Source organism: Pseudomonas sp. 18173 (assembly GCF_050432945.1).
Taxonomy (GTDB): domain Bacteria; phylum Pseudomonadota; class Gammaproteobacteria; order Pseudomonadales; family Pseudomonadaceae; genus Aquipseudomonas.
This window is the reverse complement of record NZ_JBKFTN010000005.1, coordinates 56580-70856: the sequence shown is the minus strand read 5'-3', so window position 1 is coordinate 70856 and position 14277 is coordinate 56580. Positions and strand designations below refer to the sequence as shown.

The window sequence follows — 14277 nt, the reverse complement described above, 5'->3', positions numbered from 1 at the left end:
GCGCTATCTATAGGTATAGTCCACCTCAGTTCAGAGATGTTCCAGATAGTTAGGTTGCTATGTTACTCAAAATTTCAAAGAAATTGCCCGTGAAACTTTGAGAAAGCTCCTTGCAGCCCCGGTAATGATCATTTTGCCGCTTGCCATGGATCACCCGGGCTGGCGGCGCTGGCCAGGCAACGCCAGCCGCCCTCGGCCTGATTCAGGCGTCGAATTGCAGCCAGAAGTGCGGCCCGGTCAACGTGCACAATGGCCTGGGGTAATTGCGTCAGATATTCCGACGGGCGGCCGGCCAGCTTGCCCTGCCAGAGCAATTCGGCCGCTTGAGCGGTGGTGAGTGCGGCGCTGGAAAATTGATCCGCCAGAGCCTGGCGTTGAGCGCTGAAGGTGCTGTCGTCGAGCGCCTGGATCAGCTCCGGCAATCGATTCAGGAATTGCTCGATGTGTTGCAGCAGCTCCACCGGCACAACGCTTGGCGATTGCACACCGAACAGCAGCCCGGTTTGCCCGTGAATCTGCCGCAGGGCGCTGAACACCGCATAACCGAGTTGCAACTCCACTCGCAGGCGCTGGTAGAACGGCGTTTGGGAGAGGTGAGCGAGCAAGCGCCACGCGGCTTCGTCGGCTATCGCCTGGGTGGCTGTCGGACAGAACAGCAGCAGCGCGTGCTCGCTGGAGGCGGTATCGATCTGGCTCCACAGACGTTGTGAATGGATCGAAGCGGGTGGCGTCAGTTGATTGTCCGGCGTGCCAGGTATGCGGCTCAGGGCCAGACCCATGGCCGCTTGAGTCTGAGCCGATAAGCCGATGGCGAGCCCATCCCATCGCGCACTCGACCAGAGTTGCTGCAGGTCATCCGAGTTTGCGGTGCGCTCAACGCAGCGATCGGGCAATGCCTTGAGCAGCTGCCGAATCGGTATGAGCGCCACGCTCGTCGATTCGACCTGTGGGACAGCGGCATCAGGTTGTGTCAGTACTTTCAGCGCATGTTCGAGGACGCTGGGCATCGGCTCCTGAAGCCCGTTCAGTTGCAGCAGCCATTCGTTGCCCGACGCGCTGAAGGCAAAATCCACACCGGCCTGACGCGCGTCTTCGCGCAACGGTTGCAGGAGGTTTTCCAGCCGTGATTGAAGGTGGCTGTCGGGAGTCGAGCCCAGACGCCAGCGCAGATAAATCGCGCCTTCAACGGCGTTGTCCGGCCATGCCTGGCTGAATTGCATCGGCGAACGTTCACGGCGGCTGCGCGAACGGTCCTGGGCAAACGTGCGCAGGCCGCGGTGGGCGCTGGTCTGGCCGCGAATCAATCCGGCATTGGGTGCCGGTGTTTCGGTGCGTAAGAACGGGTTGGGTGTCGGCAATTGCCATGGGCCGCTGAAGTTATCCACAGCGCCGAGCTGTTTGAGGATCCGTTTGAGGGCGCTAACCCCCGACTCGGACAGCCCGACTTCACGTTGTTCGCAGTCCAGTCGGGCCAGTTGCAAGGCGCTGCTGACTTGCTGCTGGCGCTGGAGCAGGGTGGCGTACTCTTCGCGCAATGGGCGCCAGTCTTGTTCGGCAAAGAAGCCAAGCCAGTCCATCAGGCGTTCGCGGATACCGGTTGCCGGGGACGCAGCGGGCAGGGTGAATTCGAGATGCAGCAAGGCTTGACCGGCGAACTGGTACAGCGGCTGGGCCTTCAGCTGATCGGCCAGCCCGCGTTCGCGCAGGTCCGCCAGCAAGCCGCCGGGTTTTGCCATGTTCAGCCAGTGGCACAGGAACGCCAGCGCTTGGGCAGAGAATTCGGGTAGTGCTTCAAGGGCAAACAGCAGGTCCAGGCGTCGCTCGCCAGCCTGTTGATAACTGTTGGCCGATGCGTTCATCAGTGGCACCGGGGGCTGCTGAGTGACTGTTTCGCCTTTGGCAATGATGCTGCCAAAGACTTCGGCCATCGCCTTCAACTCATCGAGGCTCTGCGGCCCGACCAGGCTCAAGGTCATTTGTCCGGTCTGGTAAAACCGTTGATAAAAGTCCTGCAACGCCTGCTGAAACTCGGGTTGCTGCAGCGGCAGACTGTCACGATTGCCGGCATGAAAACCCCGCAATGGATGAGCCTGGCCAAGCCCGCTGAACAAAGAAAACTGTTGCTGTGCTGCGGCATCCTGCGACCAGGCGACAAATTCCGCCTGCAACACTTCCCGTTCTCGCTGCTGGTCGTCCGGATTCATGCGCGGATGGGCGAGCATGTCTGACAGACGCTCCAGCCCACCGGCAAACGCTTGGGGTGGCAGTTCGAAAAAGTAATCCGTGGTGCGTTCGCTGGTCCGCGCATTCACTTGCCCGCCATGACGCTGGACGTAGGCCATCAACCCTTGCCCCGCGGGAAAGCGCTCAGTCCCCAGAAACAGCAGATGCTCAAGAAAATGCGCAAGGCCGGGCCACGCCAGCGGCACATCATGGCTGCCCGCAGCGACGCGCAACGCTGCCGCGCAGCGCTTCAGGTTCGGGGCATGACGCAGCGTCACCCGCAGGCCGTTGGCCAGGGTTTCAGTAGAGGGGCGAGGGTGATTCAGCGCGGGCATGGGCACTTCCAGAACAGTGAAGTGCCAATGCTAGCGGATTAGAGTGGCTCAGCGCTTGCTCAAGTCGCCGTAAAGCTCGGGACGACGATCGATCAGGTAGCGATTGGCGGCACGGGAGTCGAGCATCAGCTGACGATCCAGTTCACCGACAATCAATGCTTCATCAAGGCCTGCCTGAGCGATTCGGCTGCCATCCGGCGCGGCGATGCTGCTCTGGCCGCAGTAGTGGATGTCGCCTTCATGGCCGCAGTAGTTGGCGTAAGCCACATAGCATTGGTTTTCGAAGGCGCGGGAGCGCACGGTGACATCGGCAACGAAATCGAACGGAATCATGTTCGCGGTCGGCACCAGGATCAGCTCGGCACCGGCCAGGGCCAGGCGCCGGGCATTTTCCGGAAACTCCAGGTCGTAGCAGATCAGGAAACCGAGCTTCCAGCCGTTGAGTTCAACGATGGGGAACTCGTCGGAACCTGCGCTGAACATCGAGTGATCGAGATCGCCGAACAAGTGTGTCTTGCGGTAGTTGCACACGCGCTCGCCATGGGCGTCGATCAGTTGCACGGCGTTGTAGATCTGCCCGTCGGCGGTGCGCTCCGGGTAGCCATACAAGATGGCGATCCCGGCCGACTTGGCAATGCGCGCGATCTGCTGCGCCGACTCACCGTTGTACACCTCTGCCAACACGCTGACGGCATCGACGCCGATGTTGTAGCCGGTCAGGAACATCTCCGGCAGCACCAGCAGATCCGCACCTTTGGCTTCCTGCGCAAGCTGCTGCATGCGTTGCAGGTTGCCGGCGACATCCAGGGGCAGCGGCGGACATTGGTAAAGGGCTACGCGCATTTCAGATTCCTCTTACTCGGGCAGGGCGATCGGACCGATCTCGTTGAATACATCTCCTGGACCCGGATTCTCGGCGTGAGTTGCACCGCCGAAGTGTTTCATGATGCCCCACACCGCGTTGAGCGACGTCTGCACCGCGCCTTCTACCCAGGCCGGCGTCCACGAAACGTCGTCACCGGCAATGAAGATCCCGCGCTGCTCGGGCGGCATGTCGTCCTGCATGAAGTGCGCGTACATGCGCTGGTTGTAGCGGTAATGGCCGGGCAGGGCGCCTTTGAATGCACCGAGGAAATGCGGGTCGGCTTCCCAGGACACGGTAATCGGATCGCCGATGATCCGCGCGGCGATATCGACTTTCGGGTAGATCTTCTTCAGTGCATCCAACGCCAATTTCACGCGTTTTTCCACCGGGTGCGGGAGCATTTTCAGCGCGTCGCTCATCCACGAGTAGGACAGGCAGATCACCCCCGGCTTGTCGTCGCCGTTGTCGAACAGGTAGGTGCCACGGGTCAGGCGATCGGTGAGGGTCATGCTCATCAGGTCGCGACCGGTTTCCGGATCCTTGTCCTTCCAGAACGGCCGGTCGACCATTACGAAGGTCTTCGACGATTGCATGTAGCGGGTGCGGTCCAGGGCCATCCACATCTTTTGCGAGAACAGGGTTTCGTCGCATTCGATCTGGGTGGTCAGCAGCCAGCTTTGGCAGGTGGTCAGCACCGCGGCGTATTCGCGAGTGTCGCCCCAGTTGTCGGTGACGGCGAAACGGCCACCTGGCGCGTGGGCAATCTTCTTCACGCCAGTACGCGGTGCACCGTGGTGCAGGGAGCTGAGGCTGGTGCCCTCTGGCCAGTGCACGCAACGCTCCGGTACATGACGCCAGATGCCCTGCGGCACCTGCTCCACGCCGCCGACCACCAGGTGCTGATGATCGTCGCAGTTGGTCATCACGACGCGGAAGATTTCCAGCATCGAGTTGGGGAAGTCCGAGTCCCAGCCGCCGGTGCCGAAACCGACCTGGCCAAACACTTCGCGGTGATGGAACGAGAGCTTTGCGAACGCCTTGGAGGTGGCGACGAAATCGTAGAAGGTGCGGTCGTCCCACAGCGGCACCAGGGTGTTCCACAGTTCTTTGAGGCGCGGCACGTCGCGGTTGCGAATGGCTTGCTGGATATCCGAGAACTGCGAGCCGGCCTCAAGGGCATCGGCCCAGGCGTCAGCCACTTCCTGGAACAGCGCAGGAAGATCCGACAGCTTCTGTGCGTAATGGGTCTGGCCTTCAAGGTCGATCACTGTGCTGCCCGACGCGGGCGTCAGCGGGTTGGGAAACGGTTTGGTTTCCAGGCCGAGCTTGTCCACATAGTGATAGAACGCGGTGGACGACACCGGGAAGCGCATCCCGCCCAGTTCGGCAACAATGCCTTCGGCACCGTTGAACGCCTGTGAGCGCAGACGGCCACCCATTTTCGAAGCTTCGTAGACGACCGGTTTCAAACCCAGCTTCATCAGCTCATATGCCGCCACCAGGCCGGCGATCCCGCCGCCGACAATCGCCACCTCGGCGCCGTGATTGTGCTCGGGAATGCTGCCCAGGCCCGCCGGGTGCTCGATCCAGTCGTCGAAGGCGAAGGGAAAGTCCGGGCCGAAAATGGTGACTGGTTTTTTACCGTCTGCAGGATGGCGATTGTTCTTGTTCATGGCTGACCTTACTGGCGACCCGACGCGGAATGCGCATCTGAGTATAGGAAAAGATGCCAGCCATTCTAGAGAGCACAGAGCACGTTAATAAGACGCAAAGTGTCGTCGTTTTGCCATTTTCACGGTCATTATGACGATAAAATTGCGCACACTGCCCACTGTAGGAGCTGGCTTGCCAGCGAAGAGGCCGTTGAATTTTGTGTTGATGGTCCGGACGCCTTCGCTGGCAAGCCAGCTCCTACAGGTCTTTGCAGGCCTGTCAGACACCCAAAACCACCGGAAAAAACTCAAACCGGCTGCCCCCGATCAATCTTGCTGCTCAAGATGATCGAAGTCGTGGTCTTCTCCACCCCATCCACACTGCCAATCTGATCCAGCAACTGATCCAGCTGTTCCGGCGAATCAGTGCGCAACCACGCCACATAATCAAATTCGCCACTTACCGCACACAGCTGCTGCACCTGCGCCATCGCGCTCAGGCGTCGCAACACCTCCTTGCCGGAACGCGGTTGCACAGTGATCCCGACATACGCCTGCAACCCGCCATCCACCACTCGCTGCCCGAGGCGCACGCCGTAACCGGTGATCACTTTGGCCTTTTCCAGCCGAGCCAGGCGCGAAGTGACCGTGGTGCGAGCGATGCCCAGATGCCGGGCAAGCATGGCCACGCTCTCGCGGGCGTTGATCTGCAGGGCGGCAATCAACTGGCGGTCGATTTCATCGAGAACAGGTGGGCGAGTGTCAGGCAAAGGCTTATCTCCAGCGGCATGAATCAGTGCGCAAGCATGTTACAGGCAGATTCTGTACGACGCTCGCGACGGATCCCGGATCTAGTCTGAGTACCGTTCATGCCATTTCTGCCTGCGACAAATTGCCATAAGTAACTGGTTAGTACATTATTCCGCCCTTGTCACAAATGGGGAAAATTTCCGACATGAACAATTCTGGGGCTGCCGCCGGCAGCAAATGGTTGCTGGCTGGGCTGGGTGTGCTGATTGCACTGATCGGGCTCGGCCTGGCCGGTGGCGGTGGTTATCTGATCGCGCTCGGCGGCAGCTGGTATTTCCTGCTGATGGGCCTGGCAATGCTGGTGTCCGGATTGATGATTGCCCGGCGCAAGCCGCTCGGTGCATGGCTGTATGGTGGGGCGCTGATCCTCACGGCGATCTGGGCGGTATGGGATGCCGGTCTCGAGTACTGGCCGCTGGTCTCGCGGGTACTGACGTTCGCTGTGATCGGTCTGGTTGTGGCGCTGATCTATCCGACCCTGGTCCGCGCTTCGGGCGCGACCGGTGGGCGTGGTGCTTACGGCCTGGCCAGCATTCTGGGCGTGGGCGTCGTTGCGACCATGGCCTACATGTTCGTCCCGACCCACGTGGTCAAGGCCGCCGTTGAGCCTGCGGTAACGCCGGTCGCGCCGGGCACCGAGCAGAAAGACTGGGCTCACTGGGGCAACACCACCGCCGGCAATCGCTTTGCCGCGCTGGACCAGATCAACAAAGGCAACATCGACAAGTTACAGGTCGCCTGGACCTTCCGTACCGGTGACATCCCGCAAAGCACCGGCGCCGGTGCCGAAGACCAGAACACCCCGCTGCAAATCGGTGACACGGTCTACACCTGCACCGCCTACGGCAAAGTCTTCGCCCTGGATGCCGACACCGGCGCCCAGCGCTGGAAGTTCGACCCGCAAGGCACCGCGCCCAACTGGCAGCGTTGCCGTGGCCTGGGCTACTCCGAAACCCCGGCTTCTTCGGACAATCAGCCAGCTGCCTGTACGAAACGTCTGTTTCTGCCGACCGGCGATGCGCGCCTGATCGCCATCAATGCCGACACCGGCAAGCCTTGCGAAGAGTTCGGCAATAAAGGCACCGTCAACCTGACTACCGACATGGGCGAGGTGAAGCCCGGTTACTACCAGCAGACCTCGACCCCATTGGTCGCAGGGGACGTGGTGATCGTCGGTGGCCGCGTGGCCGACAACTACTCCACTGGCGAGCCGCCGGGCGTGGTTCGTGCCTACGACGTGCGCAGCGGTGAGCTGGTATGGGCATGGGATCCGGGCAATCCGAACACCACCAAGCGTCCGCCGGCTGGTGGGACCTACACCCGTGGCACGCCGAACGTCTGGTCGGCCATGTCCTACGACGCCAGACTCGGTCTGGTCTACCTGCCGACCGGCAACGCGACGCCAGACTTCTTCGGCGGCCAACGTACCGAATTCGACGACAAGTGGAACTCGTCCATCGTCGCCATCGACGTCAAAACCGGCCAGGTACGCTGGCACTTCCAGACTACCCACCACGACCTGTGGGACTTCGACCTGCCGGCGCAACCGCTGCTGTACGACGTGCCGGACGACAAGGGCGGCACCCAGCCAGCGTTGGCGCAAGTCACCAAGCAGGGCGAGATCTTCCTGCTCAACCGCGAGACCGGCGTGCCGATTGCCCGCGTCGAGGAACGCCCGGTGCCCCAAGGCAAGGTTCCCGGCGAACGCTATTCGCCCACCCAGCCGTTTTCGGTCGAGATGCCGTCAATCGGCAACAAGACCCTGACTGAATCCGACATGTGGGGCGCCACGCCGTTCGACCAGTTGATGTGCCGCATCCAGTTCAAGGGCATGCGCCACGAGGGTGTCTACACCCCGCCGGGCATGGACCGCGCCCTGCAATTCCCGGGCTCGCTGGGCGGCATGAACTGGGGCAGCGTCTCGGTCGATCCGAACACGAACTACATGTTCGTCAACGACATGCGCCTGGGCCTGGCCAACTACATGATCCCGCGCGAGAAGATCGGCGCCGGGGCCAGCGGCATCGAAATGGGCGTGGTACCGCAGGAAGGCACACCGTTCGGCGCCATGCGCGAGCGTTTCCTCTCGGCGGTCGGCATTCCGTGCCAGAAACCACCGTTCGGCACCATGTCCGCCATCGACCTCAAGACCCACAAACTGATGTGGCAAGTCCCGGTCGGCACCGTGCAGGACACCGGCCCGCTGGGTATCCGTATGCACCTGCCGATCCCGATCGGCATGCCGACCCTCGGCGCATCACTCGCCACCCAGTCGGGCCTGCTGTTCTTCGCCGGCACCCAGGACTTCTACCTGCGCGCCTTCGATACCGGCAACGGCAACGAAATCTGGAAGTCGCGCTTGCCGGTGGGCAGTCAGTCCGGGCCGATGACTTACGTTTCGCCGAAAACCGGCAAGCAGTACATCCTGCTGACGGTGGGCGGTGCGCGTCAGTCGACGGATCGTGGGGACTATGTGATTGCCTACGCTTTGCCTGATTAAGACTCTGCGACTGCTGTAGGAGCGAGCTTGCTCGCGATGGACGTGAACGATAATGCGTACTTGCTGAGTAAACGCGTCGTACTTGAGTTCATCGCGAGCGAGCTCGCTCCTACAGAGGCTGCCTGATGCCTTGACTGATCAGCCTTACGCCGTTGCGCGGCTTTTTGTAAGGCATCGGCTAGGATTGAGGCAGTCGAGGTGCGAGGCGAAGGACATGACAACGAAGCTACCTGCCGCTGTACGGGACCGCGCCCTGCAGATCGCCCATCACGAAATGGGCCACTACGTCGTGGCCCACGCCCTGGGCTTTGCCACGGGCGGCGTGACCCTGACGGTGACCATGGATTTGCGGCATCAAGGTGGAGCCTGCATTACGCTGGTGCGCCCGATTTCGTCGATCGACGCCATGAAGGAGCATCTGGAAGCCCGGATGATGGTGCTCCTGGCTGGCGCCATGGCGCAGACACTGCCTTCAAAACCTTCGGCTGCCAAACGCGTCGATAAGCCGAAAGCCACAGCCATCCTCAAAGGCGAACAGGGGGCGGAGCAGGACTACGCAAAAATCAGGGAGCTTCAGCATCTGCTGCGCAATATTGTGTATCCCGATACCGATCCAGCGTCGGGTGAGCGCATAGCGGCGCAGCTTAAGGAGATGACCGATCGGCTGTGGGCCCAGACTCAAGAAATCGTCGAGGCATTGGCCGAGACGATTACCGAGCTTGGAGAGACGCTGGTAGACCGCATGGTCCTCGTGGAGCAGTGGGGCCGACCGGCGGACACCTATGAGATCGTATTGACGCGTGAAATGCTTGAACGATTGAACCCCCTGTAGGAGCGAGCTCGCTCGCGAAGGTCGTGAACGATCACGCGTAAAGCCAGATGCTCAACGGCGCTCCTGGATTATTCGCGAGCAAGCTCGCTCCTACAGGTTCCTTCATTGGCAACGCTGCTGTGATTAAGTGTTGTTCGGTTGGACTGCTTCCTCTTTCGCTCCAGCTGGCCGCCTCGTCAGCACCTTCACCACATCATCAATCACCGCTTTGCTCATCGTCGTCGGGTAATGCGCAACCCAGGCATGGCGGTCGGAGTCTTGAGTGCAGCGGCATCGACGGTCAGGGATTTGGCGAGACGGCAAACCCTCTGCCAGTAACCAACGTTAACAATTGACAGAGGAACCAGGGTGGCTGGGTACCTCTGAAGCTCATACATTTATTCCTTTGAGGTTATATTCTTTTGGTGGCATATTTGTATGAAATGGGACGTCGAATACACGGATGAATTTGAGGCCTGGTGGGATCGTCTGAACGACGCCGAACAGGACTCGGTTCAGGCTACGGTGATGTTGCTGGGGGAGGATGGTCCACATTTGGGTTTTCCACATACCAGCGATATCAAGGGTTCACGGCATGGCAACCTTCGTGAGTAAAGGGTGCAGCACGCTGGCAGGCCTTACCGTGTGCTGTACGCGTTTGATCCACGGCGCAGTGCGATTCTGCTGATTGGCGGTGATAAAACCGGTCAGGAGCGTTGGTATGCGGAACACGTGCCACTGGCCGAACGCCTCTACGACGAGCACTTGGAAACTTTGAAGAAAGAGGGCTATGACAATGGCTAAAAAATTTGCTGATCTGGTGGCGCGTCGCTCTCCAGAGTCTCAGGCGCGTGTCGAGGCCTTGCATCAGAAGCTACGAGCACAAATGCCGTTGCACGAGTTGCGCCAGGCGCAAGCGTTGAGTCAGGACACATTGGCCAGGACACTGCATGTCAACCAGGCTGCGATCTCCAAAATGGAGCGGCGAACGGACATGTACATCAGTACTTTGCGCAACTACATCCGCGCCATGGGGGGCGAGTTGGAAATCATTGCCACTTTCCCCGAGGGTCAGGTAAAGATCGAAAATTTTGCCAACTGAACGATTAAAAAATGGCTCTACTGTTTCGGGCCATTCAGACACGCAAAAGCCGCGCATTGCGCGGCTTTCTTGTTTGGTGGGCCCACACGGACTTGAACCGTGGACCAAAGGATTATGAGTCCTCTGCTCTAACCAACTGAGCTATAGGCCCTCAGTAGGTCGCGGATTATAACGACGGTTTCGCGGCTGTGCCATCCGAAAAAGCCATTACGGTTGTACGAAGAAACGTCGCGGCAAATTCGTCCGGGGGGAGTGGCACGCTGACGATGTAGCCCTGGATTTGTTCGCAACCCTCATAGGCCAGGAATTGCTGCTGCGCCTGGGTCTCGACGCCTTCGGCAATCACGGTGAATTGCATGCTGCGTCCGAGCGCGATGATGGCGCGTACGATCGCCGCATCGTGGGGGTCGTCCGGCAGGCCGCGGACGAAGGATTGGTCGATCTTTAGAATGTCCAGCGGCAGTCGCTTGAGGTAACTCAAGGACGAGTAACCGGTGCCGAAGTCGTCGATGGCCAGTTGCACCCCCAGATGTTTGAGTTGATGCAGCACCGCCAGCGCTTCTTCGGCCTGGCTCATGATGAAGTTTTCGGTGATTTCCAGTTGCAGGAAACCCGGGTTGAGGCGGTTGTCCTTGAGCAACTGTTCGATTCGGCCCAGCAGGTTGGGTTGGCGCAACTGGGCGCCGGCGAGGTTGACCGAGAGCGGGCCGGGGCTTTCGTACAGCCGGTGCCATTCGGCCATCTGCCGGCAGGCAGTTTCCAGGACCCAGTCGCCGATTTGCAGGATCATGCCGTTTTCTTCAGCCAGCGGGATGAAATGTTCCCGCGGCACGTCGCCAAAGGTTGGATGGTGCCAGCGGATCAGGGCTTCGGCGCCGACCAGGCTGTAGTCGACGAGGCTGATTTTCGGCTGGTAGCACAGGTGCAACTCATTGCGTTCGATGGCGCGGCGCAGTTCGTGCTCCAGCGCCACGCGTTCGCTGGCCTGGGCGGTGAGGTCGCGGGTGTAGCTTTCGACACGGTTGCGGCCCTTGGCCTTGGAGCGGTACATCGCGGCGTCGGCGTTCTTGATCAGCGTGGCGACGTCGCAGCCATCCTTCGGATAGAGGCTGGTGCCGATGCTGGCGCTGATGAAGAACTCGTGTTCGCCAGCCTGGAACGGCGCGGCGAAACAATTGAGCAACTTGGTGGCGATGTGCTCGGCATCACTGGGTTGTTGCAGGCCAGGCAGCAGGATAATGAACTCGTCACCGCCCAGTCGCGCCACTGTGTCGATGTCACGCAACTGCTCCTTGAGGCGTACGGCAATGCCCTTGAGCAACAGGTCGCCGACCGGGTGACCGAGGCTGTCGTTGATGTGCTTGAAGCGGTCGAGGTCGAGGAACAGCACTGCGCCCTGGCCGCCATTGTCCTGTTGATTGTTGAGCGCTGTCAGCAAGCGGCTTTCAAACAAAGTGCGGTTGGGCAGGCCGGTCAGCGGATCGTGATGCGCTTGGTAGTCGAGTTTGGCCTGGGCGTGTTTTAGGCTGGAAATATCGGCGAACACCGCAACAAAGTGGGTGATGAATTTGTCACGGTTGCGTACGGCACTGATGGTCAGCCAGCTTGGGTAGAGTTCGCCGTTCTTGCGTCGGTTGGAAATCTCGCCTTGCCAGTGACCCTCGGCAGTCAATTGATGCCACATGGCCGCGTAAAATGCGCTGTCATGCAGGCCCGAGGCGAGCAGGCGTGGCGTATGGCCCAGGGCTTCGCTCTCGCTGTAGCCGGTGATTTCGGTAAACGCACGGTTGACCGCGCTGATGTGCTGTTGGGTATCGGTGATCAATACGCCTTCGGCGGTGCTTTCGAACACGGTGGCGGCTTGTTGCAGTTTTTCCTGCATCAGGTGTCGCTCGGTGATGTCCCGGGCGATGGTCAGCATGCAGTCTTCATCGCCAATCGGCAGTGGGCGGCTGGACACCTCGCACAGGCGGATCTGCCCGTCACTGCGACGGATATGGCAGCTGAAGTCGCGGACGAAACCGTCCCGGTGCAACAGGTCGAGCATCTGCTTGCGTTCATTCAGGTTGACCCAGATACCGAGGTCCAGCGCTGAGCGATCCACCGACATTGCGCTGTTGAACCCGGTAATGCGGCTGAAACCTTCGTTGACCTCCAGCAGCAGGCCATCACTTTGCCGCGACAGCAGCAAGCCGTCGGGGGAGGCATGGAAGGCTTTGGCGAACTTCTCCTCGGAAGTTTGCAGTTGTTGCTGGGTTTCCTTGAGCTGGGTGATGTCGCGCACCACGACCACCAGCGCTGGTGTCATGTCGAGGTCGAACGGTTCGGCGGAGATCAGGCCGGTAAACACGTGGCCATTGCTGCGACGAAAGGGCATTTCCAGGTTGCGGATGCTGCCGGCCTGCAAGCGTTGCAACAGGCCTGGCCCGACGCCGGGGATCCCCCAGATGTTCAGGTCGGTAGCGGTCAGGCCTATGACGTCTTCGGCTTTGAGGCCGATCTGCTCTTCGAACGCTTCGTTCACTTCTAGCAGGCAGCCGTCGCTCAGGCGCGCGATCACCAGGATGTCGGGGCATTGCTGGAACACCGAAGCGAATTTCTGTTCCGACAGGCGCAGCGCTTCTTCGGTGCGCTTGGCGTCGGTGATGTCGATCATCAACCCGCGCAACACTGGTTCATGCCCGTGTTCGATCAGGCTGACGATATCGCGCACCCACAGACAGCGACCGTCGGCGGTGATCACCCGGTAGTCGAGGCGATGATCGCGCCCGGCCAGCACTTCGTGGTCGCAGAAGGTCTGGGCGCGGGTCAGGTCAGCGGGGTGAATGATGTTGCGCCAGAAGCCTGGAATCAGCCAGTGGGACAGGGGATAACCAAGCAGGTCTTCGGCGTGGGGCGATACATAGCTGTAGGTGAAGTCGGTGACCTTTGCTTCCCAGGCGATGGCCGACAGGCTCTCCACCAGGCCTCGGTAGTGGTATTCGCTGCTGCGCAGTTCCTGTTCAAGATCGACCCGGCGGGCGATTTCCGAACTCAGGCGGCGGTTGATGCGGATAACCGAGGCCAGCACGATGGTCAGCAGCAGCAATCCGGGCAGGCCATACACCAGCAGGTCATTCCAGAACGTTCGATGATCGAGGACGTTGCCGACCCAGTGCTCCTGAATGGCGCTGATTTCGGCGGGGCTCATGTCCGCCAGGACTTTGTCGAGAATGCCGATGAGCATTGTGTTGCCGCGCGGAACCGCCATGGCCAGTTGATAGCGATAGGGGGTTTCACCGCTGACATACAGCCCATCGAGCTTGAGCTGGCGCAGGCTCCAGACGCTGGATGCCAGATCGCCCACCACGGCGTCCACTGCGTCGGTGGCCAGCGCCTGCAACGCCGAACTGACATTGGGCATCGCCACCAGGTTCAGGTCGGGGTGGTGAGTGCGCAGCAGCTCGTGGGGGGCGTAGTTTTCCACCACGGCGATCTTCAGGCCGTACAGGTCTTGCAGGTTGTGTGGCTGGGGCCCCCCGACATGGGCCAGGATGACAATCGGAAAATCCAGATAGGGGCGGGTGAACGACAGGTATTTCTGGCGTTCCGGGGTCGACATGATGCCGGGCAGCAGGTCCAGCTTGCCCTTTTTGGCTTGTTCCAGGACGACGGTCCAGCTCACCGGCTCGATGGGCGTGAGTCGGGTTGCCAGCCTTTTGCGGACGACCTCGATGTAATCCGCGGCAAGGCCCTGGTAGCGGCCCTCATCGTCGCGGAACTCGAAGGGTGGCCACGACGCATCGACACCCAGGCGCAAGTCCGGGTGAGCCGCCAGCCAGCTACGTTCATCGTCAGTAAGAGTCAGCGCGCCAGCCGTTGCGGTCCAGGTCATTAGCGACAGCAAAAAAAGCACGGTCGGCAGTCTGGGCATAACGGTCTCGTTAGGCTCTGGGAATGCTTCGAGTGTAGACGGGCTACAGGGCGCAAGGGGAGAAGC

General features: G+C 60.5%; 8 protein-coding genes, 1 tRNA gene and 2 pseudogenes. 4 read left to right on the top strand and 7 right to left on the bottom strand.

Translation table 11 applies throughout. The features are described 5' to 3' along the window. Positions 1-128 precede the first annotated feature (128 nt). The 4 genes from pqqF to ACLD1X_RS07360 form a co-directional block, all read right to left on the bottom strand. The gene (gene pqqF / locus ACLD1X_RS07375; RefSeq protein WP_429366752.1) at positions 129-2558 is read right to left on the bottom strand and encodes a pyrroloquinoline quinone biosynthesis protein PqqF; all 2430 of its coding nucleotides are present in this window, start codon (positions 2556-2558) and stop codon (positions 129-131) included. A gap of 48 nt (positions 2559-2606) precedes the next feature. Then, a complete protein-coding gene (locus ACLD1X_RS07370; protein WP_429366751.1) occupies positions 2607-3401 on the bottom strand; it encodes a carbon-nitrogen hydrolase family protein in 795 nt (264 codons plus the stop codon). Between the two features lie 12 nt (positions 3402-3413). After that, entirely contained in the window at positions 3414-5096 is a 1683-nt protein-coding gene (locus tag ACLD1X_RS07365) for a flavin monoamine oxidase family protein (protein WP_429366750.1), read from the bottom strand. 287 nt (positions 5097-5383) lie between these two features. Then, positions 5384-5845, bottom strand: a complete 462-nt coding sequence (locus ACLD1X_RS07360; RefSeq protein ID WP_137805039.1) for an Lrp/AsnC family transcriptional regulator — start codon at positions 5843-5845, stop codon at positions 5384-5386. A 185-nt stretch (positions 5846-6030) separates the two neighbouring features. Here ACLD1X_RS07360 and ACLD1X_RS07355 point away from each other — a divergent pair, with 185 nt between their 5' ends. After that, the gene (locus ACLD1X_RS07355; RefSeq protein WP_429366749.1) at positions 6031-8385 is read left to right on the top strand and encodes a glucose/quinate/shikimate family membrane-bound PQQ-dependent dehydrogenase; all 2355 of its coding nucleotides are present in this window, start codon (positions 6031-6033) and stop codon (positions 8383-8385) included. 214 nt (positions 8386-8599) lie between these two features. After that, positions 8600-9217, top strand: coding sequence for a peptidase M41 (locus ACLD1X_RS07350; protein WP_429366748.1), 618 nt, complete (start codon positions 8600-8602; stop codon positions 9215-9217). 123 nt (positions 9218-9340) lie between these two features. Here the strand turns inward: ACLD1X_RS07350 and ACLD1X_RS07345 are convergent. Continuing rightward, positions 9341-9513 (bottom strand): annotated as a pseudogene (locus ACLD1X_RS07345) (DUF3077 domain-containing protein); the annotation flags it as partial. 121 nt (positions 9514-9634) lie between these two features. On the opposite strand from ACLD1X_RS07345, the pseudogene ACLD1X_RS07340 reads away from it, so the two are divergent. After that, positions 9635-10000, top strand: a pseudogene (locus ACLD1X_RS07340) (type II toxin-antitoxin system RelE/ParE family toxin). Beyond that, positions 9993-10298, top strand: coding sequence for an XRE family transcriptional regulator (locus tag ACLD1X_RS07335; RefSeq protein WP_008051594.1), 306 nt, complete (start codon positions 9993-9995; stop codon positions 10296-10298). The pseudogene ACLD1X_RS07340 and the gene ACLD1X_RS07335 overlap by 8 nt, the downstream one beginning before the upstream one ends. A 74-nt stretch (positions 10299-10372) precedes the next feature. Here ACLD1X_RS07335 and ACLD1X_RS07330 read toward each other — a convergent pair. Together ACLD1X_RS07330 and ACLD1X_RS07325 are read right to left on the bottom strand one after the other, a co-directional pair. Continuing rightward, positions 10373-10449: transfer RNA gene (locus ACLD1X_RS07330), tRNA-Ile, on the bottom strand. 15 nt (positions 10450-10464) lie between these two features. Further along, on the bottom strand, positions 10465-14211 hold the full coding sequence (locus tag ACLD1X_RS07325) for a bifunctional diguanylate cyclase/phosphodiesterase (protein WP_429366747.1): 3747 nt from the start codon (positions 14209-14211) through the stop codon (positions 10465-10467). Positions 14212-14277 lie beyond the last annotated feature (66 nt).

Excerpts from the sequence above, each read along its gene's own strand:
- ACLD1X_RS07355 (WP_429366749.1), top strand. The coding sequence starts at position 6,031 with ATGAACAATTCTGGGGCTGCCGCCGGCAGCAAATGGTTGCTGGCTGGG.
- ACLD1X_RS07365 (WP_429366750.1), bottom strand. The coding sequence starts at position 5,096 with ATGAACAAGAACAATCGCCATCCTGCAGACGGTAAAAAACCAGTCACC.
- ACLD1X_RS07325 (WP_429366747.1), bottom strand. The coding sequence starts at position 14,211 with ATGCCCAGACTGCCGACCGTGCTTTTTTTGCTGTCGCTAATGACCTGG.
- ACLD1X_RS07370 (WP_429366751.1), bottom strand. The coding sequence starts at position 3,401 with ATGCGCGTAGCCCTTTACCAATGTCCGCCGCTGCCCCTGGATGTCGCC.
- ACLD1X_RS07335 (WP_008051594.1), top strand. The coding sequence starts at position 9,993 with ATGGCTAAAAAATTTGCTGATCTGGTGGCGCGTCGCTCTCCAGAGTCT.
- pqqF (WP_429366752.1), bottom strand. The coding sequence starts at position 2,558 with ATGCCCGCGCTGAATCACCCTCGCCCCTCTACTGAAACCCTGGCCAAC.
- ACLD1X_RS07350 (WP_429366748.1), top strand. The coding sequence starts at position 8,600 with ATGACAACGAAGCTACCTGCCGCTGTACGGGACCGCGCCCTGCAGATC.